Raw genomic sequence first — 22,831 nt, forward strand, 5'->3', positions numbered from 1 at the left:
GGTGACGGTGCCGTCAGTGCCGGCTAGACTGCCGGTCTGATTGGGGAGGATGCATGATTACATTACAACAATGGAAAGATTGTGAAGGACAGGCGTTTACGCTGGAAAATGGCGATAGCCTGACCTTGGCGGAAGTGACGATGCCGATCTCGCCGGAGGGGTGGGAATGTTTCTCCCTGTTGTTTGCGGGGCAGGTGCAATTGGAGCAGGGCGCCACTGTCATGCGTAACGACGTGCTTGGTGAGACATCGGTGTTTGTGGTACCGGTGGGGCCGTTGGGCGCCAGTGATGGTACCTACCATTTCGAAGCGGTGTTCAATCGTCAGGTTGCCAGCGCATAAGCAGGTAGACACCCTTGTCTGCCTGTTCCACAAAGCCCAGCCGCTCATAGAGCCGTCGTGCCGGGTTATTGGTTTCCACGTGAATAGTCAGGGGCTTGCCGGCCCGGCGAGCCCGGGCCTGCAGGGCGGCGAGAACCTGTGACCCCAGGCCGCTGCCACGAAAGGCCGGCAGCAGGGCAATATCCACGATGCGGATTTCCTGCTCCCAATCGGACAGGTACAGCCGCCCGGCTGTCTCCCCGCTTAACTCAATCAGATGACGCTCCGCTTCCGGATAATGCAGCAGGTAGTGTTCGTGCTGCGCCTTGGCCTGCATGGCCAAAAAGGCATCCTGCTGCCCCTGGGGCCAGCCGGTCTGCGCCACTTCTTCCTGGCGGGTGCTGGTGTAGATGGCCAGTAACATCGGTGTGTCGCTGTCACTGGCCGGGCGTAAACGGTAGCTGTGCATTACGAGCGGGAAGGGTAAATGCCGAACAGGGCCACAATGAAGTGCACAAAGAGCTGGGGGGTCAGCGATTCCTGGTTGTTCGAATGCGCCTGCCAGGTTTGTTGGGTTTTCCCCAGGCCGCGATCAATGCTGACGCTGGTAGTGGCAGCAACGGCACCACTGGCATTGCTGCCACTTTTGGCGCCCAGACGAGCCTGAGGAAGTCCCGGGCCCGTGCCGGCGTGTACCGGAGAGCGTCCCCGACAATCCGGTAGACCGAATGTGGTTCTGCCATCACCGCCATAAATGGTGCCAAACAAGGAAAACAGCGCATCATTCTGTGATACGGCCAATAGTTGGCCATCGCAGAGTGCCCAGCCTCGCGGAGCAAAATTGCCGGCAAACATGCGAATTTCACCTACAAAGGGTTCTGACATAGGAGCCTCTAGCTTCTGCTTGGGAAAAGCCCTTGCAGGGCAATGGCAAAGTTAAGCGCGATAGAATCCATCTGCGCACCATGGGTGGCAACCAGGGTGTTATTCAAGGTGCTGCCCAGATTGCGATCCAGGGTCAGGCTGTCCAGGGTGTCTCCATCATCGGCAGGCCCGGTTGTGTTCGCCGTTCCCCCTTTAGTGCCCTGATTGATGCTACCCGCTCCCGGATGCATGGGCGTGCGGCCGCGCAGGTCCGGAAGTGCAAAGCTGGTTCTGCCGTCGCCACCGTAGGTAGTGCCCAGCAGAGAATAAAGGGACTGGTTTTGATTGATCGGCAAGATTTGTCCATCGCAGAAGGCCCAACCGCGGGGCGCAAAGTTGAAGCCGTAAATGCGGATTTCGGCGAGAAAGGGTTCGCTCATCAGTAAAAGACTCCTAGCCTCTGGATGGGTATAGCCCTTGCAGAGCAATGATGAAATTCAGACCCAGATAAGGATGGCGCTGATCGCCAGCGGGTATTTTGGCGGCGATAGTGCGGGTGGTCTGGCTATTGCCCAGGTTACGGTCGGGCGTGACGTTCTGTACAACCTCTACCGGGTTGTTCTCGGCCACCTGACCAAGGCGATAACTTGGCAGTCCGGGGCCTCTGCCGGGATGTGCGGGCGCTCGGCCTTGCAGATTGGGTAAGGCCACTGTGGTACGACCATCCCCGCCATAAGTGGTGCCGATCAGGCTGAACAGGGCGGTATTCTGACTGATAGGCAAGAGTTGCCCGTTGCAAAAGGCCCAGCTGCGAGGGGCGAAATTACCCGCAAAGATGCGAATTTCAGCAATAAAAGGTTCGCTCATAGTGGCCTCACACGCTGATCAGCAGGTTACTGCCCGGTTGCCAGCTCAGATGAGCCAGCTGCTGGGCGCTGGTTTGGGGGAGTGCCAGTACCGGTGTAGCTCGGTCAGCCCAGCAGAGCTGCTTCTGGCAACGATCCATGATCAATAGCTGGTCGTTCACGGCGGTCAAGCCGCTGGGCATGGTTAATGTGCTGACTTCACTGCCCAGGCTGTCGCCTGTCAGGGTGAAGTGGTGCAGTCGCCGATCGCCGAGGGTGAGCAGGGTGATGCGCTCTGCGGTTTTGGCCAGAGAGGCGGGACCATTCAGGGGCCGGTCGCTTTGCAGCCAGACTCTGGATTCATTGCGCAGATGCAGTCGCATCAGGCGATGGCCGTGTACATCTGCGATCAAAGCGTGGTCACCATTGAGCACAAAGTCGGCAGGTTCCTGCAGATCGGTCAGATCAATATGGCGGGCCTGGCTACCGTCGGGCCGGAACCAGCTTAGCCGACGCTGGCTGCGGTCCAGCAGGACAGCGTTATCCCCATCCAGGGCCGCGGCAACGATGCGGGTTTCGTGGGGAGCGCCGGTGTCTAGACTGATGGTGCTGCCGTTGCGATACCACTGGGCTTGGCGGCCATGGTCGGTGATCTGCAGCCTCTGGTTCTCGCCGAGGGCAATCGCCCGCGCTGCACTGACCAGTTCCACGCGGGCTGCCGTGGTGCCGGCGACCAAGGGTGTGCTGAGCAGGATCCCGGCCGCGCCGCCAGCCGCGATAAACTGCCGTCGCGTGATAGCCATTAGTTGGCTACCGCGCAAGTAATGGTAATGGCGGTAGGCGTGGCGGCCGCGCCAGTCTGCCAGGTTTCGCAACTGCCGCTCCAGGCGCCGGCGGCACTGGGGTAGCTGTTGGTAATGTAGCTATTGCTGGCACACTGAACGCCACCGGCCAGTACTACGCCACTGTCACATTGGCAGCTTGTCGCACTGGTGCAGGCCTTCTGGGCTACATTGCTGGTACTGAATGTGCCGGCTGGGCCGGTCATGCCGGTGAGCCCTATAGGGCCCTGGTTACCTGTGTCGCCTTTGGGGCCTGCGGGACCGGCGATGCCTTGCGGTCCGGCTTCACCCTGAGGTCCTTGATTGCCGGTATCGCCCTTGGGGCCGATAGGTCCAACGGGGCCTTGGTCTCCAGTGTTGCCTTTAGGACCAGTGGGCCCAGCGATACCTTGCGGTCCGACTGCGCCTTGTGGGCCTGTATTACCGGTATCCCCTTTGGGACCGATAGGACCGATGGGGCCCTGGCTGCCAGTCTCGCCTTTGGGGCCAATGGGGCCGGCGATGCCTTGTGGTCCAGCTTCACCCTGTGGACCTTGGGGGCCCGGTGCGCCCGCCGGACCGGGTTGCCCCGTATCACCCTGGGGCCCAGTGGGGCCGGCTTCACCAGTGTCACCTTTGGGGCCGACCAAGCCGCTGTCCGGGCCTACCCACTCACCATTTTCATTGATCAAAAGCTGATCGGCGACGCTTACCGTGCGCGGAGTGATATCCCCGTTGACCTGCTCGGCTTCGCGGGCCTGCAGGGCATAGGGCACGCTGCCGGTGGTGACGACAAGGCGCGGAGACATTTCACTGTCGCCATTAATCGCCAGCCCCAGTTCTACCTGATTGCTTTCCAGCAGGTCATCGGGCAGGGGGTTGCTGTCGCTATCACCCAACACCAGGCTGTATCGGCCGTTCTCAACGCTGACGGTCATGTCTTCGGTCCAGAGGACTGCGCCAAGACCGAGGGGATCGGTGTTGGTCCCTCCATCATTCTGGTAGTCGGTCGTCCGCCCGGATAGATCGTAAAGGGTTGTGGTCAGCGTGTAGGTGCCATGCAGGGGCAACTGGCTGGAGCGATCGCTGAGATAGCCTTGTATGACCAGGCGTGATGGAACGGTGGCTTGCACGGCCTGAGAGAAAAGCAACATGCAGAGCGCCATGGCCGCCAGGCCACCGCGGAGAAGCTGAAACATCGAATTGTCCCCCCGAAGGCGATCTAGGCGCCCCCTTTGTCTATTTGTGCATATAGTAAACAGTGTGACTCAGTGCAAACAAGCGCTATAGGTGATGTTTTCTCTGGCGTCGTGCCAAGAAGGTGGCCGAGACCGCAATGGTGTTGTCAATTCCCTGGGCTGTCTCTGAGCGCGCGGAACCCCCGGCAGGTTGAGCCGATTCGTGATTTGACCTCAAATTTTAGCGGGCTTGCGGTTACCATGACCCGTTATTGATTGTGTTTTGCGCTGAGGATACGTCTATGAATGCATCGGTTCGGGAGCTGATGACGCTGTTTGATCTGGAACAGCTCGAGAATAATTTGTTTAGAGGTCAGAGCCAGGCCAATGGCCAGCAGAGTGTGTTTGGCGGCCTGGTGGCCGGTCAGGCGTTGCTGGCGGCCTCGAAAACCGTGCCGACGGACCGGTCGGTGCACTCTCTTCATGCCTATTTTCTGCGGGCCGGGGATTTCACCAAACCCATCGTCTATGACGTGGACCGCATTCGAGACGGCAGGAGTTTTACCACCCGCCGGGTCAACGCTATCCAGCATGGCCGGCCGATTTTCTCGCTGGCGGCGTCGTATCAGGTTGAAGAAGAGGGCGTTGCCCATCAGGTGCCCATGCCGGAGGTGGCCGGTCCGGAAGGTCTCGAGAATGACGAGGCAGCCCGACAGAAGCTGGTGGCCCGGTTGCCGGAACAGTATCGCGAGGCGTTTCTGCAAGACCGGCCGGTAGAGTTCCGCCCGGTGACCCCCCGTGATCCGATTTCTTCCCAGCCGGAACCGCCGTTGCGGGAGGTCTGGTTCAAGGTGGTCGATTCTGTCGACGCAGACCCCATGACCCAGCGGGCCTTGTTGGCTTATTGCTCGGATTTCGGGCTGATGGGGACGGCCATGCTGCCCCACGGCATGAATTTCTGGCAGCCCCATGTGCAGTGCGCCAGCATTGATCACGCCATGTGGTTCCACGGGGATTTCCGCATTGATGAATGGCTGCTCTATCGTAGCGAGAGCCCCTTTGCCGGTGGCTCCCGGGGCATGAACTTCGGCTCCATCTATCGTCAAGACGGCACCCTGGTGGCATCTGTGGCCCAGGAAGGGCTGATGCGCCTGCACCGCTCGGATAGCCCGGCGGCATGAGCAAGCTGATCCCTCTGCTGGAAGAGGTGAGGGCCTGCCGGCTGTGCGAGGCCCGTCTGCCTCTGGGGCCGCGCCCGGTGGTGCGCGCCGGGGAGGGGGCCCGGCTGCTGATCGTGGGGCAGGCGCCAGGCACTAGGGTCCATGAAACCGGCATTCCCTGGAATGATCCTTCCGGGGACCGGCTGCGCGACTGGCTACAAATGGACCGGGAGGCCTTCTATGACGAAAACCGCATTGCCATTATGCCCATGGGGTTTTGTTATCCGGGTCGCGGCAAGGGGGGCGATCTGCCGCCCCGCCCGGAATGTGCCCCCCAGTGGCATGAACAGTTGCTGGCGGAGCTGCCGGATCTGCAGCTGACCCTGCTGGTGGGGCAGTACGCCCAGAAGTACTACCTGCCGGAGCCGGGCAAGACCCTGTCAGACAATGTTCGTGATTTCGCCCGGGCCCTGCAGCATGGCTACTTCCCGCTGCCTCATCCGAGCCCGCGAAACCGGTTATGGCTGCGCCAGCGGCCCTGGTTCGAGGAGGAGGTGTTGCCGGTGTTGCGTGAACGTGTGAAACGGTTGGGAGCCTTTGTATAAGTCCTTGCGCGCTCAGCGGGGTCTGAAGGGTGCAGCTGTTGTGGTTTGTCGTGACGGACAGGGTGGGCTCCTTTCCTATCGACAAAGCGCAGCAGATGTGCCCTTCAGGCCTCGCCCTCCGGGGCTTTCAGGGCGGCCCATCATCTGGGCGCACTTTTGAGCGCAGGCGGGTTGCCAGTCGATAAAGGGCAACAACGTGTGTGGGCCGGCCTGTAAGCCTGAGTGTGCAAGGAGTTATGCAAAGGCTCCCATGTGAAACCGTAATATCCCCGCCATTTGGGTGGATAAACGCGGCGTTTGGCGATATTATTCGCGCCCCAAACTCCACCGCCGGTGAACGTTGAAACCGGGCATTTCGGTGCCAGCCACGGTTTTCTTCACCCGAACCCAACCTGAGAGGGGCATCTCCGTGAACAAACTGGAAGACCACTTCGGACGCTGGAAGAACCGCGAAGAAATCGCAGAAGCCATGATCCCGATGATCGGCAAGCTGCATCGCGAAAAGAACATCACTACTACAGTTTACAGCCGCTCCCTGGTCAACAAGTCTGTTATCCAGATCCTGAAAGCCCATCGTTTCGTCAAGCAGGTCGAAGATTCCGAGCTGTCCGTGGTGGATTCCTTCCCGGTTCTGCAGGAAGTGAACAAGCTGGACCTGGGCCCATGCCGCATTGATATCGGCAAACTGGCGGTAGAGTACAAGAAAGATAATCGCGGCCTGTCCATTGAGGACTATGTCCGTGAAGAGCTGGCTGAAGCGGTCAATAACAAGGGGCCAGAGCCCAGCTCCACGGACGTGGTGCTGTATGGTTTTGGCCGTATCGGCCGTATCTTGGCCCGTTTGCTGATCGAGAAAGCGGGTTCCGGCGATGGCCTGCGCCTGAAGGCCATCGTGGTGCGCGAATCCGGCAAGGGCGACTTGCAGAAGCGTGCCAGCCTGCTGCGTCGTGATTCTGTGCACGGCCCGTTTGCCGGCACCATCGCCGTGGATGAAGACGAAAACGCCATCATCGCCAACGGCAACTTCATCAAGGTGATCTACTCCAGCGATCCGTCTTCCATCGATTACACCGAGTACGGCATCAACAATGCTGTGGTGATCGACAACACCGGTAAGTGGCGCGATTCGGAAGGCCTGTCCCAGCACCTGCAGTGCAAGGGCGTTGCCCGCGTGATGCTGACTGCGCCGGGCAAAGGCGATATGAAAAACATTGTTCATGGTGTGAACAATGACATGATCGAAGACAGCGACAAGATCATTTCCGCTGCCAGCTGCACCACCAATGCCATCGTACCGCCGCTGAAAGCTCTGGAAGACAAATTCGGCATCGAATACGGCCACGTGGAAACCGTGCACTCCTACACCAACGACCAGAACCTGCTGGATAACTTCCATAAAGGTCCCCGTCGTGGTCGCTCCGCGCCCCTGAATATGGTGCTGACCGAAACCGGTGCGGCGACGGCTGCTGCCAAGGCGCTGCCGTCCCTGCAGGGCAAGCTCACCGGCAACTCCATCCGGGTGCCCACTCCGAACGTGTCCATGGCGATCCTCAACCTGACCCTGGGCAAGGAAACCACCCTGGAAGAGCTTAACGAGTACCTGCGCTGGGTGAGCCTGCACTCTCCGCTGCAGCGTCAGGTGGACTTCGTGAGCAGCCCGGATGCGGTATCTACCGACTTCGTCGGTTCCCGTCACGCTTCCGTGATTGATGCGGAGGCTACCATTGTCAGTGGGCGTCATTGCGTACTGTACGTGTGGTACGACAACGAGTTCGGTTACAGCTGCCAGGTACTGCGTATCCTGCAGCAGATCTCCGGGGTGGAATACCCGGCGTACCCGAAGGACTGAACTGCGTTTGAAAAGAAGCCCGCGCTGCGGGCTTTTTTTCGGTGCATAACCGGGTTTTCTTTTGCACCAAAGTAGTTCTGTGCGACGAAAGACGGGTCGCACGGTGCTGGCGAACGGGCAGGTGCGTCTTTATAATGGCGCCGCCGGCTGATGCCGGCTCCCAAGTGCAAATTCCGGTTTTAGCGAACATCCACGGCATTTCCCGCTTTTCGGGGCTTGCAGGCGGATGTGCCTCGACTTCAGCAACACGCAACGTGGGCGAGAAACTATGATTAAAGTCAGGAAGGGCCTGGATCTGCCCATCACTGGTGCACCGCGCCAGGCGATTGAGGAAGGCCACCAGGTTCGTTCTGTTGCCGTGCTCGGCGGTGACTATGTGGGCATGAAACCCACCATGGAGGTCCGCGAGGGAGACGTGGTCAAGAAAGGCCAGTTGATCTTCACGGACAAGAAAACCGAGGGTGTGAAATACACCGCTCCTGCCGCCGGCAAGGTGGTGGCGATCAATCGTGGCCACAAGCGCGTCCTTCAATCTGTAGTGATTGAAGTGGCCGAGCAGGAAGACGAAGTCACCTTTGATTCCTACAGCCCTGAGCAGATCGCCGGCCTGGGCCGTGAAGCGGTACAGCAGCAGCTGGTGGACTCTGGCGAGTGGACCTTGTTGCGGACTCGCCCCTTCGGCAAGGTACCTGCGCCGGGTAGCACCCCGAATTCCATTTTCGTTTCCGTTCTTGATACCAATCCGCTGGCCCAGGAGCCGGCACTGGTGATCAAGGAAAACGAACAGGCTTTCCGTCACGGTCTTGCCGTGTTGAGCCGTCTTACCGATGGTCCGGTATGGGTATGTCGTGGCCCCAATACCGACCTGCCGAGCTTCGCCGGTGGCCAGGTACGTGAAGAAGCCTTTGCCGGCAAACACCCGGCGGGCAATGTGGGTACACACATTCATCACCTGGATCCGGTTAGCCTGAAAAAGATTGTCTGGTCTGTGGGTTATCAGGACGTGATTGCCATCGGTAAATTGTTCACCGAAGGCAAGATCTACTCCTCCCGGGTAGTGGCTCTGGCCGGCCCGCAGGTTAAAACGCCTCGTTCCCTGCGTACCCGGGTGGGTGCCAGCACCGACGACTTCGCCCAGGGCGAACTGAAAGAAGGTGACAATCGCCTGATCAGTGGTTCCGTCTTTGGCGGCCACAATGCCCAGGGTCCGGTGGCTTTCCTTAGCCGCACCGGTAACCAGGTAACGGCGTTGTGCGAAGGCCATAAGCGCGAATTGCTGGGCTACATCTCCCCTGGCGTGAATCGCTTCTCGGTGCTGAACATCTACCTGTCCAAGCTGATGCCGGGCAAGCGTTTCAACTTCACCACCACCACCAACGGTTCCGAGCGGGCCATGGTGCCGGTGGGGGCCTACGAGGAAGTGATGCCGCTGGATATCCTGCCGACTCAGTTGCTGCGTGCGCTGATCGTTGGGGATACCGACAGTGCCACGGCACTGGGCGCGCTCGAGCTGGTGGAAGAAGACCTGGCCCTGTGTACCTTCGTGTGCCCGGGCAAATACGAGTACGGTCCGATTCTGCGCGACAATCTCACCACCATTGAAGCGGAGAGCTGAGCATGGGCATGAGAAGTTTTCTGGACAACAAGGTCGCCCCGCATTTCCACGAGGGTGGCAAGTTCGAGAAGTATTACACCTTCTACGAAATGTTCGACACCATGCTGTACACCCCGGATTCGGTGACCCGGTCCTCTGCGCATGTACGCGATGGTATCGATCTGAAACGGATCATGATGACGGTGTGGTTCTGCGCCTTCCCGGCGATTTTGTTCGGGCTGTGGAACACCGGTTATCAGGCCAACCTGCAAATCGCTGAAGGCTTCAGCCCGATTCCCGGCTGGCGCAGTGATCTGGTGATGGCGCTGGCAGGCTTTGATGCGGCCAGCCTCTGGTCGAACCTGCTACACGGCATGGTCTACTATGTGCCGATTCTGATTGTGGTCTACCTGGGTGGTTTCATCTGGGAGGGCCTGTTCGCCTGGAAGCGCGGCCACGAAGTGAACGAAGGTTTCTTCGTGACGGGTATCCTGTTTACCCTGATTCTTCCTCCGGCTATTCCCCTTTGGCAGGTATTCCTGGGTATTTCCTTTGGTGTGGTCATCGGTAAGGAAGTGTTCGGGGGTACTGGCAAGAACTTCCTCAACCCGGCGCTGGTCGGGCGGGCGTTCCTGTTCTTCGCCTATCCGGCAGAAATGTCCGGGGATGCGGTATGGACCGCGGTGGATAACTTCTCCGGGGCGACCCCATTGGCGTTGGCCGCTGCCGGTCAACTGGACTTCGCCAGCAATCTGACTGCCGATGCCGGTGCCAATATCTCCTGGATGCAGACCTTCCTGGGCGGTATTCAGGGCTCCATCGGTGAGACATCAACACTGGCGATTCTGATTGGTGGCGCGGCGTTGCTGCTTACCAAAGTGGCCTCCTGGCGCATCGTACTGGGTGTATTCCTGGGTATGGTGGCGCTCAGTACTCTGCTGAATGCGGTGGGCTCAGCTACCAACCCCATGTTCGCCATGCCTTGGTACTGGCACCTGACCGTGGGCAGCTTTGCCTTCGGCATGATCTACATGGCCACTGACCCTGTGTCGGCCTCCATGACCAATGTGGGCAAGTACATCTTCGGTGCTCTGATCGGTGTCATGATCGTATTGATCCGGGTGGTGAACCCGGCGTTCCCGGAGGGCGTGATGATGGCAATCCTGTTCTCCAACCTGTGTGCGCCGTTGATCGACCACTTTGTTGTGCAGGCGAATGTTCGTCGCCGCCTGCGCCGGACCGGGGGAGAAGTGTAAATGTCAGCAAATAAAGAAAGTGTCGGCAAAACGCTGCTGGTTGCCTTTCTGGTCTGTGTGGTTTGCGGTGTGGTGGTTGCCACCGCTGCGGTAAGCCTGCGACCGGTACAGAGCAAGAACCAGCTGCTGGACAAACGCATGAACATCCTGCAGGCCGCTGGTCTGTACCAGCCCGGTGTGGATGTGAACGAGGTATTCAAAAGCATTGAACGCCGCTTTGTTGACATCGACACCGGTGAATACGTAGAGATGCCGGAATCCTATGACCAGCGCAAGGCAGCCAAGGACCCCCAGCGGTCCGAACGCCTCAGCGGGAAAGAGGATATTGCCGGTATCAAGTCCCAGGCGAACGTTGCAGAAGTGTTCCTGGCCCGCGGTGATAACGGTGACCTGAGCCGCATCATCCTCCCGGTGCATGGCTATGGCCTGTGGTCCACCTTGTATGGTTTCCTGGCCCTGGAGCCGGATGCCAACACCGTTTCCGGTCTGGGTTTCTATGAACACGGCGAAACCCCTGGCCTCGGCGGCGAAGTGGACAACCCGAAATGGAAAGCCCTGTGGGAAGGTAAAAAGCTTTATGGTGAGCAGGGTGAAGTAGAAATCCAGGTGGTCAAAGGCGCCGTGGACAGCAAGACGCCGAACGCCGAACACAAGGTGGATGGCCTTGCCGGCGCGACCCTGACCAGCAACGGTGTCAGTAACCTGCTGCGCTTTTGGGTCGGTGAAAACGGTTTCGGTCCTTACCTCAAGCGCATGCAGCAAGGTGAAGTGGTCGAACAGCAGGAAGGAGACGCGTAATGGCGGAGAAAACGAAGGACATCCTTTTAGGTCCGATTTTCGACAACAACCCCATCGCGCTGCAGATCCTCGGTATCTGCTCCGCCCTGGCGGTAACCAGTAACCTGAGCACGACGGTGACGATGTGTATTGCATTGACTACCGTCACCGCGTTCTCGAACTTTTTCGTCAGCTCGATTCGCAATTACATTCCGTCCAGCATCCGTATCATCGTGCAGATGACCATTATTGCCTCGCTGGTAATCGTGGTTGACCAGTTCCTGAAAGCCTATGCCTATGGCATTTCCAAGCAGCTGTCGGTGTTCGTGGGGCTGATCATCACCAACTGTATCGTGATGGGCCGGGCGGAAGCCTTTGCCATGAAGAACCCGCCGATCCCGTCCTTCCTGGATGGTGTGGGCAATGGTTTGGGCTACTCGGTGATACTGCTGGGTCTGGGTTTCATTCGTGAACTGCTGGGTGCCGGCAGCCTGTTCGGACAGCAGATCCTGACCAAGGCCGCTGACGGCGGCTGGTTCGTGACCAACGGCATGATGCTGTTGCCGCCCAGCGCCTTCTTCCTGATCGGTCTGTTCATCTGGGCGATCCGGGTCTGGAAGCCTGAGCAGGTAGAAGAGGATACCTTCAAGATGAAGCCACACACCCGTGTCAGCGACGCGTTTTAACGGAGACGAGTAATGTTTGAACATTATCTGAGCCTGTTCGTCCGCGCCGTCTTTGTTGAAAACATGGCGCTGGCTTTCTTCCTGGGCATGTGTACCTTTATTGCCGTGTCCAAGAAGATCCAGACCTCTCTGGGTCTGGGTATTGCGGTGATTGTGGTACTGACCATCACCGTGCCGGTGAACAACCTGATACTGACTTACCTGTTGGACGAGAACGCCCTGGCCTGGACCGGGATTGAGTCCCTGGCTAGCCTGGACCTGCGTTTCCTGGGCCTGCTCAGCTATATTGGCGTTATCGCCGCGCTGGTGCAGATCCTGGAAATGACCCTGGACAAGTATGTGCCCAGTCTCTACAACGCCCTGGGCATCTTCCTGCCGCTGATTACCGTGAACTGCGCCATTCTGGGTGCGTCCCTGTTCATGGTGGAGCGTGACTATACCTTTGGTGAGTCCATGGTGTATGGCGTCGGGGCCGGGGTTGGCTGGGCGCTGGCGATTACGCTGCTGGCCGGTATTCGCGAGAAGCTGAAATACAGCGACGTGCCAGATGGCCTGAAAGGTCTGGGCATCACCTTCATCACCGTGGGGCTGATGTCTCTGGGCTTCATGTCTTTTTCCGGCGTGCAGCTGTAAGCGAAGGGGTTGAATCATGAGTTTTGAGATTATTCTCGGTGTGGTCATGTTCACCGCCATTGTACTGGCACTGGTGGCGGTGATCTTGATGGCCCGCTCCCGGCTGGTAGCCAGCGGGAACGTGCACATCAACATCAACAGTGATGAAGAAAAATCCATCGACGCCCCGGCTGGCGCCAAGCTGCTGGGTACCCTGGCCAACCAGGGTATCTTTCTGTCTTCCGCCTGTGGTGGTGGTGGCACCTGTGCCCAGTGTAAGTGTCAGGTTCTGGAAGGTGGTGGCGATATCCTGCCTACCGAAGAGGGACACTTCACCAAGGGCGAGATTCGCGACGGCTGGCGCCTAAGCTGCCAGGTGAACGTGAAGCAGGACATGAAGATCGAAGTACCGGAAGAGTTCTTCGGTGTGAAGAAGTGGGAGTGCGAGGTTATCGCCAACGATAACGTGGCCACTTTCATTAAAGAGCTGACTCTGAAGCTGCCGGAAGGCGAGAACGTGGATTTCCGCGCCGGTGGTTATGTGCAGCTGGAAGCGCCGCCGTTCGACGTGAAATTCTCTGATTTCGATATCAGCGAAGAGTACCGGGGAGACTGGGAGCGCTTTAATTTCTTCGATCTGAACTGCAAGAACAACGAGGAAGTGATTCGCGCCTACTCCATGGCGAACTATCCGGAAGAGAAAGGCATCCTCAAGTTCAATATCCGGATCGCCACTCCGCCTCCGGGCTCCAAGGATATCCAGCCTGGGATCATGAGCTCCTATGTCTTCAACCTGAAACCGGGTGACAAGATCACTGTGTTCGGTCCCTTCGGCGAGTTCTTTGCCAAGAAGACCGATGCGGAAATGGTCTTCATCGGTGGTGGTGCCGGCATGGCGCCCATGCGTAGTCATATCTTCGATCAGCTCAAACGTTTGAACTCCAAGCGCAAGATCAGCTTCTGGTACGGTGCCCGTAGCTGGCGTGAAACGTTCTACAATGATGAATATGACATGCTGGCCAGCGAGAATGACAACTTCGAATGGCATTTGGCGTTGTCTGATCCCCAGCCTGAAGATAACTGGGACGGCCTCACCGGCTTTATCCATAACGTGCTGTACGAGCAGTATCTGAAGGACCATCCGGCGCCGGAAGACTGTGAGTACTACATGTGTGGGCCGCCGATGATGAACGCCTCGGTGATCAAGATGCTTGATGACCTGGGTGTGGAACCGGAAAACATCCTGCTGGATGACTTCGGCGGATAACACCAAAAACGCCGACCTGCGGGTCGGCGTTTTGTTGTTAAGCTTTTTTATGTAGGAGCTATGCTTGCATGGCGAACGGGACGGTAAGTTCCGGGTAGCGAGGTTCGCCTCGCGTTGGCCTTTGCCAGAGTGTTTCCTGCAGAACGTTGAACTACCTTGGATTAAAGGTATGGCCCGTCTCGTTTTTGCTCTTGTCGTTCTTTCCGTTGCACTGCTCACCGCCTGCGATGACAGCAAAAACCGCCTGTCCGTTCTCAGCGGCCCGACCATGGGCACCACCTGGAGTGTGAAGTTCAGCGGCACACCCAAGGAAGGCGTAGAAGATCTGAAAGCGGATATCGAGGCGGCGCTGGAGCAGGTCAACGCAGAAATGAGCACCTATCGGCCGGAGTCCAATCTGAGCCGTTTCAATGCGGCGCAAGCCGGCACGTTGATGGCGTTGCCGGAGGATACGGTCAAGGTTCTGTCTGTGGCGTTCGGTATTTCCTCGAAAACTGGCGGGGCCTATGACGTGACGGTGGGGCCACTGGTCAATCTGTGGGGGTTTGGCCCGGACCCGGACCGTTTTGAGCCGCCGTCAGAGGACGAGATCAACGCTGCCATGGCGCGGGTGGGTTGGCAGCAGTTGCTGTTGAATGACAATGAGCTTCTGCAGCCCGGCAATGTGTACGTGGACCTGTCCTCCATTGCCAAAGGCTTTGCCGTGGACAAGGTGGCAGAATTGCTGGAAAGCCAGGGTTTGAAAAACTACCTGGTGGAAGTGGGTGGCGAGTTGCGCGGTAGTGGCAGCAAGCCCTATGGTCAGCCCTGGCGGGTGGCCGTGGAACGCCCGATTGCCGGCGTGCGGGAAGTGGAACAGGTAGTGGTATTGAAAGACATGGCCGTGGCTACCAGCGGCGATTACCGCAACTTCTTCGAATCTGATGGGCAACTGTATTCACATACCCTGGATCCGAGAACCGGTTATCCTGTGGACCATATGCTGGCATCGGTGTCGGTGCTGCACGAAAGCGCCATGATGGCGGACGGCCTGTCCACCGCCATGACAGTGCTGGGTCCGGAGGCCGGTATGGCGTTTGCCAAACAGCACGAACTGGCCGTGTTTTTTATTGTCAGAAAGGGTGAGGGCGTAGAAGAAATTTCCACGCCTGCCTTCGATGCAATCGTGGAGGAGAAATAACATGTTGATGACCATTATGGCCGCAGTGATCTTTATCGGCCTGCTTTTCTCGGCCATGGCGGTCGGCGTGATTCTCTCCAACAAGCCGATCAAGGGCTCCTGTGGTGGCCTGGCCACACTGGGTATGAAAGAGGGTTGCGAAATCTGCGGTGGTGACCGGGGCAAGTGCGAGGAAAACACCCAGAAGGTGGACGGTGAAAAAGCCGCGGCCTTGGGCAAAGACGTGATGAAGATGTGATGCCACATCCGCCCAGCAAGAAGCCCGCCGCGCGCGGGCTTTTTTTGTGTCTGGCTCGTCGGGACAGGAAAAACATTTTTTACCACAGAGGGCACAGGGTTCACTGAGAAAAAGAAAACACTAGGGTTGAAGTTCGTGGGGAGAATTATTTCATGCTAACGCGCCGCAGGAGGGATCAGGTTTTACCTCTGTGGCTCTGTGCCCTCTGTGATAAAAAACCATACCCCCAACACCAGGCTAAACACTCAACACCACCGCCGTGCGCAGCTTGGCCTGGCCGTACTTGCGCATCTGGTCGAACTTTTCCCGGGTGATCGGCACATGCTGGCAGTCCAAAGGGGCCTGGTCCTCGCCCGGGTCCGGGTCGTGAATATAAAAGCATTCCTCATCGCTGCCACTGATGGCCACCCAGTGCGGGGCCTTGCGGCCATCCAGGCGCCAGGTGCTGATCAACACCAGCACGATGTTGCCGGCGGTGATGGCGTCGTCCAGATCCGCGGCACTGAAATCTTCGTAACAGACCGGCAGGGATTGCGCCTTGCAGGCCTCCACGAAATAGTTGTGCAGGGTGGTGATCACTGCCTTCTTTTCAGGGTCACGCACAGAGTCTACAAACAACGGGCCGGTCTGATTGCACCAGACACGCGCCTCAAGGCCTCGCTGACGAGCGGCCAGGGCCAGGCCCATGGGGTGGCAGCCGCCATGGCCGGCGGTCATGAAAATGGTGGTGGCTTCCCGCCACAACAGCAGCTCTTCGGTGGTGCTGGGGGGTTGCTGCTTGAGCGCCGCAAGGGCCATCATCAGACAGGCCGGCCCGCAGGTGAATGGCGTGGTCTGCTGTACCCAGGGCAGATGTAGCCGTTCCGCGTTGTCAGGCAGGTAGAGGAGACGCTTCTGGTAGCGCAGGGCATCCTGGTGGTCTTCGTAGTAATCCGGCGTCTGCGCAAAAAGACGGTAGCCACGTTTTTCGTACAGGGCGATAGCGGCAGCGTTATCCTTGCGTACTTCCAGGCGCAGATAGGGGCGGCGTTGTTGCAGCGCGTAGTCTTCTGCAGCTTCCATGAGTTTTTCCCCCAGATTCCGTCCCCGTTGCTTTGGATCCACGGCGATGGAATAGAGTCGCGCCAGCCGGGTGCCCGGTTGCAACAGCACCAGCACATATCCTGCCAGGGCATTGTCATCATCAAGGGCGACGATCAGACCGCTGTGTTGGCGTTTGAGCCATTTACGGAAGCTGCGTCGGGAAAGACGGTCCGATGAGAAACAGCGCTGTTCCAGCGCGGTGAGGGCGTCCAGATCATCGGTGGTGGCGGGGCGTAGCTGAAAGCGGTACATAAAGCGGTTTCCAGAAGATGCCCCAGCATAAGGCAGGGAGCCGGCAGATCGCCAGTGGTATTGCGGCTGTGGTGACAGAATGTCTGTCACGGCATACTGGTGGAAATTTGGAGGGTGGAAATGCAGAAACAGGACCCGGTTCGTGGGTTGATATTGTCCGGGGGCGGCGCCCGTGGCGCCTATCAGGTCGGGGTGCTGGCAGCGATTGCAGAATTGCTGCCTCGCGGGGAGCCAAACCCGTTCCCGATTATCTGCGGTACCTCCGCGGGGGCGATCAATGCGGCGTCACTTGCCGCCAATGCCGGTAATTTTCGCACGGCGATTCGTGGGCTGGAGCGAGTCTGGGCCAATATTACCGCTGAACAGGTCTATCGCACGGATACCTATGCGTTGCTGAAAGCCGTGGTTCGCTGGCTGTTTTCCGGTGTCACTACTGGCAAGACGCCGGAACGCAGTGCTCTGCTGGACAATATGCCGTTGCAGCGCCTGCTTACCCTGGTGATCAATTTTCGCCGTATTCGAGATAACCTGGATCAGGGCCATTTGCGTGCGCTGGCAATCACCGCATCCGGTTATGCCACTGGCGAGTCGGTGAGTTTTTTCCAGGGTGACAGTGAACTGCCGGAATGGGTGAGAGCGCGTCGCAAGGGCAAGCGCTCCGACATCGAAGTGCAGCATCTGCTGGGGTCTGCGGCAATCCCTATCCTGTTTCCTGCCAGCAAGGTGGACGGTGCCTATTACGGTGACGGCGCTCTGCGGCAACTGGCGCCATTGAGCCCGGCATTGCATCTGGGGGCCTCCCGGCTGCTGGTGATCGGGGTGTCCGGTAATATGACGGCGGGCCATCAGCGTCAGTTAAGCGGTTATCCATCAATGGCCCAGGTGCTCGGCCATGTGCTCAACAGCGTCTTTGTGGATACCCTGGAAGGGGATGTGGAGCGTCTGGAAAGGATCAACCGGACCCTGTCTGCCATGAGCGAGCGCTCCCGGCGCAAGCATGGTATTCAGTTGCGACAGGTGGATGTGCTGAAGATCTACCCGTCCCGACCCATTGACGAAATTGCCGCCGAACACATCAAGGAATTGCCGCGGGCGTTGCGTTTCTTCCTGCGAGGTTCCGGTGCCACCCGGTCGCCGGGGGCCAGTGCCATGAGTTATCTGTTGTTCGAGCCGGGGTTCACCCGCAGCCTGATCGAGATGGGCCGCAAGGATGCCATGGCGCGCAAGGAAGAAATTCTGGCGTTTTTCGCGGATCAGCCACTCAGTGCGGCGGTTTCCGAAGAGGAATAACGGGGGCTGCGCCGGAAGTGGCTGACGAAGCTGGTGGGGTAATCGGTAATGATGCCATCCACCTGCAGTTGGGCCAGCCGGTCCGCTTCGGTGAGATCGTTCACCGTCCACACCGACACCTTGAGGCCGCGTTTGCGCGCCCGGCGCATTAATGCCGGGGTCACCAGCGAGTAGTGGGGCATCAGCCAGTTGCAGCCCAGGCCGTGGGCCCGGCGGGTGGGTTGCAGGTAGCGGTACTGGCACACATAGCCCCGTTCCACATCCGGCGCCATGGTGCCGATCATGCGCAGAAAGCCGGTATGGCTGGAGGTCACCACCACCCGCGATTGCAATTGCTGCTCATGGATCATATGAGTGAGGCGATGAGCCAGCTGATGCAGCACCACCCGATCCGCCCCTTTTACCTCGAACTGGAAGCGCATGGCCGGGCCGCAAAGCTCCACCACTTCCTGCAGGGACGGAATCCCCGTGGGGCTGTGCCAGCCGGGGGTATTGCGGCGAGCATCCATGGTGCCCAGCTGCGAGCGGGTGTATTGGCGCACATCGCCGCGCATGCCGGTGGTGCGGGTAACGTCACTGTCGTGCAGCACGATCAGATGGCCGTCGGCGGATAGCCTGACGTCCAGTTCCATTTCCGTGACACCGGCTTCCAGTGCAACCTGAAAACTGGCCAGGGTATTTTCCGGGGCTTCGCCGCGTGCGCCCCGGTGACCGACCAGTGTCGGGTGGCGAGGTGCTGTGCTGGGTGCTGTCATCGCGATAGTCATACCACTATTGTTTGAAGAACCTGTTTGGGATCTATACGCGGCCGCGTTGCTGCTGAAAATGGCGCCAGGCAAGGCGTGAACCGCAGGGCCTGACGGGTCAAGTTCAAGGTTCACAACACAGCATGGCGCCATTTTCAGCAGTAACCCGAAGGGCCGGGCCCCTTTTTCCGCCAGCCCGAGATTGCGCTTGTTTATGTAGAGCGACTACACGGCACAATCGCAATCACGACCTGGCGAAAAAATTGACTCCGGCGCGGCCGCGTATAGATCCCAAACAGGTTCTTGGAGAAAGATGACAGCGCTATGACTCGGAGACAAGAGGCAAAATTGTCATTTTTATGACATGGGCGAGGCGTAGCGTGCACGCTGCATGGAATAGCCGGGAGAACGGTTTGGCAGTACTGAAACGCTATGTGCATTTTTTTGTGATGAGCTGGCTGCCGGCCTACGATGGTCGGGCAGGGCGGTTTTCCCTGCAGCGGCTGCTGGTGATGGCGCTGTTCTGGCCCCTGTTTCTGCTGGTGCAGGCCATCAATGGCTTGGGCCTGTTGCTGGATTATTTGCTGTTTCCTGATTTTCGTCGCGTCCAGGTGCGTGAGCCGCTTTTTGTGGTGGGCGTGCCCCGCAGCGGTACCACCTTCCTGCATCGCCTGCTGGCCATGGACGAACGCTTTACCACCACGGCCCTGTGGGAACTACTGTTTGCCCCGTCGATTACCCAGCGCTCTTTCTGGACCGCTATTGCCCGCCTTGATGGATGGATTGGCCGGCCGGCGGGGCGCTTGCTGTTATGGATCGAGCGGCGTCTGCTCGGAGGTTTGGATGGCGTGCACAAGACCGGGCTGCTGGACCCGGAGGAAGATTACCTGGCATTGATTCCGGTGTGGGGCTGCTTCCTGCTGGTACTCGCCGTGCCGGTGCCGGCCCTGTGGCGTCTCACCTATCTGGACCGGGATGGCACCGACAAGGAAAAGCAGAGGCTGATCGCGGCCTATCGGCGTTTTGTGCAGCGGCATCTTTATTTTCATGGCAGCCACAAACAACTGCTGTCCAAGAACCCGTCGTTCACGCCGTTGATGGCGACCCTGGCGGAGGCCATTCCGGATGCCCGCTTTATCGGTTGTGTCCGCAACCCCAGCGCGGCGGTGCCATCACAGATCAATTCCATCCTGATTGGCGCGCGCCTGTTTGATGGCCGTGACACCACCGATTACTGGCGCCAGGGCTTTATGGCCATGCTCGATTATTACTATCGCCATGTACTTGAGGTGCTGGAAAGCCTGCCACCGGAACGCCAGGCCCTGTCGGTGATGGAGCAACTGGCACCGGCACCGGCAGAAACCGTGCTGGCGTTTTATCAGCGTTTTGGCTGGCAGCCCGACGACACTTTTCGGCAACGGCTTGAAGCACAAGAGCGCAAGGCAAAACAGTACCGCAGCGGCCATCATTACAATTCGGACGAACTGGGCGTAAGCCCCCATGAACTCGACCATGTCTTCGGCTGGGTTTATGAACGTTTCGGATACCCATCTCCCAACACTGATGAAAAACCCCTGTAGGAGCGCCGCTTGAGGCGCGAATCTACTTGCCTCATCAGCCGCGAGTCACGAGAAGCGCGACTCCCACGAATAGATTTTTGCTTTTCGAAACTTGCTTCTCGCAACTTGAAACGGTTTTGGTTCGCGCCTCAAGCGGCGCTCCTACAGCGGCGTTGTAGATGTTACGGAATCGCGCCGCCAGCCACGCTCCTACAGCGACTTCTGGGTTTCGTTACATCTTGTCGCAATTACACCGTCATGGTGCGGCAATGCTGTCACATTATCGACATGAGTGGCGCTGATACTGGCGTTCATGGATACCAAAGAGCTACGCATACTGTTTGTGGTGGATGCGATCAAGGGTCGGAATGGCGTCGGCGCCTACTTCCAGGATCTGGTCTCGCATCTCAAGGACCATGTGGCACAGGTGGAACTGGTGCAGCCCTGCATGGAGGAACCGCATCCTTGCCAGGGCGCATCCATGCCAATCCCCGGCGACCCCACCCAGCGACTCTTTTTTCCCAAGGTGCGTGAACTGAGCGCCCTGGTCTGGGAAATGAAACCCCACGTTATCGTGATTCCCGGCCCCGGTATATTTTCCATGATCGGTTACTGGATCGCCCGCAAGTGGGGCATCCCGGTCTGCGTCACCTTCCAGACCGATTACAACCGCCTGGTGGAACTGTACTGGGGGCGCCGCCTGGCCAGGCTAGCCGGTGGCCTGCTCAACTGGGTCAACCGCACCTTGTTCCAGGGTAGTGAAACCGCCGCCACCATCTGTGAATCCATGATCGCCCAGGCCCGCGCCGCCGGTGCCCGTAATCCGCAGTTGGTGGGCACACCGCTGGCCCGGGAATTTGTGAATACGCCTGTCACCCGGTTGCATGACAGCGTAAGGCGGGTCTGTTATGTGGGCCGGCTGGCGGCGGAAAAGAATATCGAATCCTTCCTGGCCCTGGCCGCGTCACGGCCGGATTTGCAGTTCGAGGTGGCCGGTGACGGGCCACTGCGCAGCAAGGTAGAACAGGCCTGCAAGGGATCCGCCAACCTGACCTTTCATGGCTGGTGTAGCCGCCAGCAGGTGGTGGAGATTCTCGATCGCTGCCAGGTACTGGTGCTGCCGTCCTCGGTGGAAGCCTTCGGTACCGTGGCGCTGGAAGCCATGGCCCGGGAGCGGTTGGTAATCACCACACCGGCTTGCGGCATCAACGAATGGCCGGCGCTGGCAGCGGGGCTGTGGATCATGGAACCCATGGAAAGCCTGAACCAGACCCTGGACCGGCTGCAGTCGCTGAGCCCGGTAGTGCGCGACCTGAAGGCGAAACAGGCCCGGCAGGCGGCACTGGGCATGAACCGGGACGCCATCGAACACTGGGCCGGGGTGCTGGGCCAATGTGCGCAGATGGCACCGGCTGCCAATCGCTCCCTGCCTTCCCCGACCCTGGCGCTGCTGCGCCGCTTGAGCAGCAACTATGCCCGCAGCGCTCTCTGATCCGCTACCGGCACCTCGCGCCCTGATATCCATCCACGATGTGATGCCGGAAACCCGCGAGCAAGTCAGCCAGATTCTGGCTCTGCTGCCCCAGGGGCCACAGGCGATCACCCTGCTGGTAGTGCCGGGGAGCAACTGGCAAACGGCGGATCTGGACTGGCTGCATCAGCTCCAGCAGCAGGGATACCCGCTGGCCGGCCATGGCTGGCTGCATCGCTGTGAGCCACCCATCAGTCTCTATCATCGCCTGCACAGTCTGCTGCTGTCGCGACGAGTGGCGGAGCACTTGTCCTTGTCTGCCAGTGGTATAGAGGCTCTCATGATGCAGTGTCATCGCTGGTTTTCGCAGCAGGGGCTGAAAACCTGTGATCTTTATGTGCCGCCGGCCTGGGCCATGGGGTCAATCAGTCGTGCTCAGCTGGCGGCTATGCCTTTTCGCCTGTTCGAGACGCTGACGGGCGTTTTTGATGCCAGAGCACAACAGATGCATCCACTGCCTTTGGCAGGATTCGAGGCGGATACGCTGCTTAGAGAATGGTTTTTACGGGGCGTTAATCACTTGAACTGGCGCAGAGCCTGCCACACTGGGCAAGCCCTGCGGATCGGCATTCACCCTCATGACCTGTCATTACGGCTGGGTCATCAGGTTATCCCGATGTCGAGGGCGGTATCGGCCAGCCTGACGTATCAGGATGCGGCAAGCGGTTGCCCTGTGATCACACCGAGCGGATAAAACACCCGCCGGCTAGCGGGTGCGGCTTATTGCTGGGATTGCTGGGCCTTGGCCGTGCACTGGAAGGTAGTGCTCAGGGTCCAGGCGATACAATCGCCGTCCTGGGTTTCTGTCTTGCAGGATTTGCTGGGAGTGTCGGAGGGCAGCGCGCCGTTGTAACCCCAGCTTTGGCACTGTGCGCTGGCTTTCTGCAGGCCCTGTTGCCAGTCCACCTTGGGGCTTTGCATCAGGCTGTAGTCATAGGACATGACCACGGTGCCTTCGGACTGGTTGCCATCGCTAACCATCATGGCAGAGGGTGCTGCGCAACCGGCGAGCAAGGCTGCAATAAAGAGAGCGGATAGACGGGTCATTGTGGGCTCCATATGAAATAGCGGAAAACAGGGAAGGTACTTTCCGGCAACGTTGCCCTCAAGGGGCTTTC

General features: G+C 58.9%; 25 protein-coding genes. 16 read left to right on the forward strand and 9 right to left on the reverse strand.

The genetic code is table 11. The features are described from left to right. The first annotated feature begins 53 nt into the window (after positions 1 to 53). The gene (locus T9A_RS08875; RefSeq protein ID WP_035247234.1) at positions 54 to 341 is read left to right on the forward strand and encodes a DUF6916 family protein; all 288 of its coding nucleotides are present in this window, start codon (positions 54 to 56) and stop codon (positions 339 to 341) included. Here T9A_RS08875 and T9A_RS08880 read toward each other — a convergent pair. The 6 genes from T9A_RS08880 to T9A_RS16605 are packed head-to-tail and all read right to left on the reverse strand — an operon-like array spanning position 316 to position 4,049. After that, positions 316 to 789: a GNAT family N-acetyltransferase gene (locus tag T9A_RS08880; RefSeq protein WP_035247236.1), complete on the reverse strand. Its 474-nt coding sequence runs from the start codon at positions 787 to 789 to the stop codon at positions 316 to 318. The genes T9A_RS08875 and T9A_RS08880 overlap by 26 nt on opposite strands. Further along, positions 789 to 1,205 (reverse strand): phage tail protein, encoded by a 417-nt coding sequence (locus tag T9A_RS08885; RefSeq protein ID WP_035247238.1) that lies wholly within the window; start codon positions 1,203 to 1,205, stop codon positions 789 to 791. The genes T9A_RS08880 and T9A_RS08885 overlap by 1 nt, the downstream gene beginning before the upstream one ends. 8 nt (positions 1,206 to 1,213) lie before the next feature. After that, complete coding sequence (locus tag T9A_RS08890; RefSeq protein WP_035247240.1) at positions 1,214 to 1,624, reverse strand: phage tail protein; 411 nt, start codon at positions 1,622 to 1,624, stop codon at positions 1,214 to 1,216. A 13-nt stretch (positions 1,625 to 1,637) separates the two neighbouring features. Beyond that, positions 1,638 to 2,051, reverse strand: coding sequence for a phage tail protein (locus T9A_RS08895; RefSeq protein WP_035247242.1), 414 nt, complete (start codon positions 2,049 to 2,051; stop codon positions 1,638 to 1,640). A 7-nt stretch (positions 2,052 to 2,058) separates the two neighbouring features. Then, positions 2,059 to 2,832 carry a hypothetical protein gene (locus T9A_RS08900; RefSeq protein WP_035247244.1) on the reverse strand — a complete coding sequence of 258 codons (774 nt, stop codon included), beginning with the start codon at positions 2,830 to 2,832 and terminating at the stop codon, positions 2,059 to 2,061. After that, positions 2,832 to 4,049, reverse strand: a complete 1,218-nt coding sequence (locus T9A_RS16605; RefSeq protein WP_052042707.1) for a DUF8740 domain-containing protein — start codon at positions 4,047 to 4,049, stop codon at positions 2,832 to 2,834. The genes T9A_RS08900 and T9A_RS16605 overlap by 1 nt, the downstream gene beginning before the upstream one ends. A 281-nt stretch (positions 4,050 to 4,330) precedes the next feature. On the opposite strand from T9A_RS16605, the gene tesB reads away from it, so the two are divergent. The 11 genes from tesB (at position 4,331) to nqrM (ending at position 15,252) form a co-directional block, all read left to right on the forward strand. Continuing rightward, on the forward strand, positions 4,331 to 5,209 hold the full coding sequence (gene tesB / locus T9A_RS08910; protein ID WP_035247246.1) for an acyl-CoA thioesterase II: 879 nt from the start codon (positions 4,331 to 4,333) through the stop codon (positions 5,207 to 5,209). Continuing rightward, entirely contained in the window at positions 5,206 to 5,793 is a 588-nt protein-coding gene (locus tag T9A_RS08915) for a uracil-DNA glycosylase family protein (RefSeq protein WP_035247249.1), read from the forward strand. Before tesB ends, T9A_RS08915 begins: the two co-directional genes overlap by 4 nt. A 409-nt stretch (positions 5,794 to 6,202) precedes the next feature. After that, positions 6,203 to 7,642: a glyceraldehyde-3-phosphate dehydrogenase gene (locus T9A_RS08920; protein ID WP_084573447.1), complete on the forward strand. Its 1,440-nt coding sequence runs from the start codon at positions 6,203 to 6,205 to the stop codon at positions 7,640 to 7,642. Between the two features lie 268 nt (positions 7,643 to 7,910). Beyond that, positions 7,911 to 9,257, forward strand: coding sequence for a Na(+)-translocating NADH-quinone reductase subunit A (locus T9A_RS08925; RefSeq protein ID WP_035247251.1), 1,347 nt, complete (start codon positions 7,911 to 7,913; stop codon positions 9,255 to 9,257). Positions 9,258 to 9,259: 2 nt separating this feature from the next. Next, positions 9,260 to 10,492 (forward strand): NADH:ubiquinone reductase (Na(+)-transporting) subunit B, encoded by a 1,233-nt coding sequence (locus tag T9A_RS08930; RefSeq protein WP_035247253.1) that lies wholly within the window; start codon positions 9,260 to 9,262, stop codon positions 10,490 to 10,492. Further along, the gene (locus T9A_RS08935; RefSeq protein WP_035247256.1) at positions 10,493 to 11,290 is read left to right on the forward strand and encodes a Na(+)-translocating NADH-quinone reductase subunit C; all 798 of its coding nucleotides are present in this window, start codon (positions 10,493 to 10,495) and stop codon (positions 11,288 to 11,290) included. It begins immediately after the preceding gene. After that, a complete protein-coding gene (locus T9A_RS08940) occupies positions 11,290 to 11,955 on the forward strand; it encodes an NADH:ubiquinone reductase (Na(+)-transporting) subunit D (protein WP_035247258.1) in 666 nt (221 codons plus the stop codon). The genes T9A_RS08935 and T9A_RS08940 overlap by 1 nt, the downstream gene beginning before the upstream one ends. Positions 11,956 to 11,967: 12 nt before the next feature. Then, entirely contained in the window at positions 11,968 to 12,588 is a 621-nt protein-coding gene (nqrE, locus tag T9A_RS08945; protein WP_035247259.1) for an NADH:ubiquinone reductase (Na(+)-transporting) subunit E, read from the forward strand. Positions 12,589 to 12,604: 16 nt separating this feature from the next. Continuing rightward, on the forward strand, positions 12,605 to 13,834 hold the full coding sequence (gene nqrF / locus T9A_RS08950; RefSeq protein ID WP_035247262.1) for an NADH:ubiquinone reductase (Na(+)-transporting) subunit F: 1,230 nt from the start codon (positions 12,605 to 12,607) through the stop codon (positions 13,832 to 13,834). 169 nt (positions 13,835 to 14,003) lie between these two features. Continuing rightward, positions 14,004 to 15,014 (forward strand): FAD:protein FMN transferase, encoded by a 1,011-nt coding sequence (locus tag T9A_RS08955; protein WP_035247265.1) that lies wholly within the window; start codon positions 14,004 to 14,006, stop codon positions 15,012 to 15,014. Position 15,015: 1 nt separating this feature from the next. Further along, a complete protein-coding gene (gene nqrM, locus T9A_RS08960) occupies positions 15,016 to 15,252 on the forward strand; it encodes a (Na+)-NQR maturation NqrM (protein ID WP_198030647.1) in 237 nt (78 codons plus the stop codon). A gap of 237 nt (positions 15,253 to 15,489) precedes the next feature. Here the strand turns inward: nqrM and T9A_RS08965 are convergent, their stop codons facing one another. Next, positions 15,490 to 16,587, reverse strand: coding sequence for a GNAT family N-acetyltransferase/peptidase C39 family protein (locus T9A_RS08965; protein ID WP_035247268.1), 1,098 nt, complete (start codon positions 16,585 to 16,587; stop codon positions 15,490 to 15,492). 120 nt (positions 16,588 to 16,707) lie between these two features. Between T9A_RS08965 and T9A_RS08970 the strand changes: the two genes are divergently transcribed. Further along, positions 16,708 to 17,877: a patatin-like phospholipase family protein gene (locus T9A_RS08970; protein WP_035247271.1), complete on the forward strand. Its 1,170-nt coding sequence runs from the start codon at positions 16,708 to 16,710 to the stop codon at positions 17,875 to 17,877. Here the strand turns inward: T9A_RS08970 and T9A_RS08975 are convergent. Continuing rightward, positions 17,841 to 18,632, reverse strand: coding sequence for a glycerophosphodiester phosphodiesterase (locus tag T9A_RS08975; protein ID WP_084573448.1), 792 nt, complete (start codon positions 18,630 to 18,632; stop codon positions 17,841 to 17,843). The two genes, T9A_RS08970 and T9A_RS08975, sit on opposite strands and share 37 nt — an antisense overlap. Before the next feature lie 404 nt (positions 18,633 to 19,036). On the opposite strand from T9A_RS08975, the gene T9A_RS08980 reads away from it, so the two are divergent. The 3 genes from T9A_RS08980 to T9A_RS08990 all read left to right on the forward strand — a co-directional run bounded on the left by T9A_RS08980 (position 19,037) and on the right by T9A_RS08990 (position 22,407). Then, positions 19,037 to 20,203 (forward strand): sulfotransferase, encoded by a 1,167-nt coding sequence (locus T9A_RS08980; protein WP_232222052.1) that lies wholly within the window; start codon positions 19,037 to 19,039, stop codon positions 20,201 to 20,203. A 292-nt stretch (positions 20,204 to 20,495) separates the two neighbouring features. Beyond that, positions 20,496 to 21,674 carry a glycosyltransferase gene (locus tag T9A_RS08985; protein ID WP_035247274.1) on the forward strand — a complete coding sequence of 393 codons (1,179 nt, stop codon included), beginning with the start codon at positions 20,496 to 20,498 and terminating at the stop codon, positions 21,672 to 21,674. After that, positions 21,655 to 22,407, forward strand: coding sequence for a polysaccharide deacetylase family protein (locus tag T9A_RS08990; RefSeq protein WP_084573450.1), 753 nt, complete (start codon positions 21,655 to 21,657; stop codon positions 22,405 to 22,407). Before T9A_RS08985 ends, T9A_RS08990 begins: the two co-directional genes overlap by 20 nt. Positions 22,408 to 22,433: 26 nt before the next feature. On the opposite strand, the gene yecR is transcribed toward T9A_RS08990, so the two are convergent. After that, positions 22,434 to 22,760: a YecR family lipoprotein gene (gene yecR / locus T9A_RS08995; protein ID WP_035247277.1), complete on the reverse strand. Its 327-nt coding sequence runs from the start codon at positions 22,758 to 22,760 to the stop codon at positions 22,434 to 22,436. Between the last annotated feature and the right edge of the window lie 71 nt (positions 22,761 to 22,831).

Origin of the sequence: Alcanivorax jadensis T9, from assembly GCF_000756655.1 — a bacterium.
Lineage (GTDB): Bacteria > Pseudomonadota > Gammaproteobacteria > Pseudomonadales > Alcanivoracaceae > Alcanivorax > Alcanivorax jadensis.

Bases quoted from the DNA above. Each gene is read 5' to 3' on its own strand.
- T9A_RS08930 (WP_035247253.1), top strand. From the start codon at position 9,260: ATGGGCATGAGAAGTTTTCTGGACAACAAGGTCGCCCCGCATTTCCAC.
- T9A_RS08875 (WP_035247234.1), top strand. From the start codon at position 54: ATGATTACATTACAACAATGGAAAGATTGTGAAGGACAGGCGTTTACG.
- T9A_RS08985 (WP_035247274.1), top strand. From the start codon at position 20,496: ATGGATACCAAAGAGCTACGCATACTGTTTGTGGTGGATGCGATCAAG.
- T9A_RS16605 (WP_052042707.1), bottom strand. From the start codon at position 4,049: ATGTTTCAGCTTCTCCGCGGTGGCCTGGCGGCCATGGCGCTCTGCATG.
- nqrF (WP_035247262.1), top strand. From the start codon at position 12,605: ATGAGTTTTGAGATTATTCTCGGTGTGGTCATGTTCACCGCCATTGTA.
- nqrE (WP_035247259.1), top strand. From the start codon at position 11,968: ATGTTTGAACATTATCTGAGCCTGTTCGTCCGCGCCGTCTTTGTTGAA.
- T9A_RS08900 (WP_035247244.1), bottom strand. From the start codon at position 2,832: ATGGCTATCACGCGACGGCAGTTTATCGCGGCTGGCGGCGCGGCCGGG.
- T9A_RS08975 (WP_084573448.1), bottom strand. From the start codon at position 18,632: ATGACAGCACCCAGCACAGCACCTCGCCACCCGACACTGGTCGGTCAC.
- T9A_RS08880 (WP_035247236.1), bottom strand. From the start codon at position 789: ATGCACAGCTACCGTTTACGCCCGGCCAGTGACAGCGACACACCGATG.
- T9A_RS08940 (WP_035247258.1), top strand. From the start codon at position 11,290: ATGGCGGAGAAAACGAAGGACATCCTTTTAGGTCCGATTTTCGACAAC.
- T9A_RS08890 (WP_035247240.1), bottom strand. From the start codon at position 1,624: ATGAGCGAACCCTTTCTCGCCGAAATCCGCATTTACGGCTTCAACTTT.
- yecR (WP_035247277.1), bottom strand. From the start codon at position 22,760: ATGACCCGTCTATCCGCTCTCTTTATTGCAGCCTTGCTCGCCGGTTGC.
- T9A_RS08955 (WP_035247265.1), top strand. From the start codon at position 14,004: ATGGCCCGTCTCGTTTTTGCTCTTGTCGTTCTTTCCGTTGCACTGCTC.
- nqrM (WP_198030647.1), top strand. From the start codon at position 15,016: ATGTTGATGACCATTATGGCCGCAGTGATCTTTATCGGCCTGCTTTTC.
- T9A_RS08965 (WP_035247268.1), bottom strand. From the start codon at position 16,587: ATGTACCGCTTTCAGCTACGCCCCGCCACCACCGATGATCTGGACGCC.
- T9A_RS08970 (WP_035247271.1), top strand. From the start codon at position 16,708: ATGCAGAAACAGGACCCGGTTCGTGGGTTGATATTGTCCGGGGGCGGC.
- T9A_RS08915 (WP_035247249.1), top strand. From the start codon at position 5,206: ATGAGCAAGCTGATCCCTCTGCTGGAAGAGGTGAGGGCCTGCCGGCTG.
- tesB (WP_035247246.1), top strand. From the start codon at position 4,331: ATGAATGCATCGGTTCGGGAGCTGATGACGCTGTTTGATCTGGAACAG.
- T9A_RS08925 (WP_035247251.1), top strand. From the start codon at position 7,911: ATGATTAAAGTCAGGAAGGGCCTGGATCTGCCCATCACTGGTGCACCG.
- T9A_RS08895 (WP_035247242.1), bottom strand. From the start codon at position 2,051: ATGAGCGAACCTTTTATTGCTGAAATTCGCATCTTTGCGGGTAATTTC.
- T9A_RS08885 (WP_035247238.1), bottom strand. From the start codon at position 1,205: ATGTCAGAACCCTTTGTAGGTGAAATTCGCATGTTTGCCGGCAATTTT.
- T9A_RS08935 (WP_035247256.1), top strand. From the start codon at position 10,493: ATGTCAGCAAATAAAGAAAGTGTCGGCAAAACGCTGCTGGTTGCCTTT.
- T9A_RS08990 (WP_084573450.1), top strand. From the start codon at position 21,655: ATGCCCGCAGCGCTCTCTGATCCGCTACCGGCACCTCGCGCCCTGATA.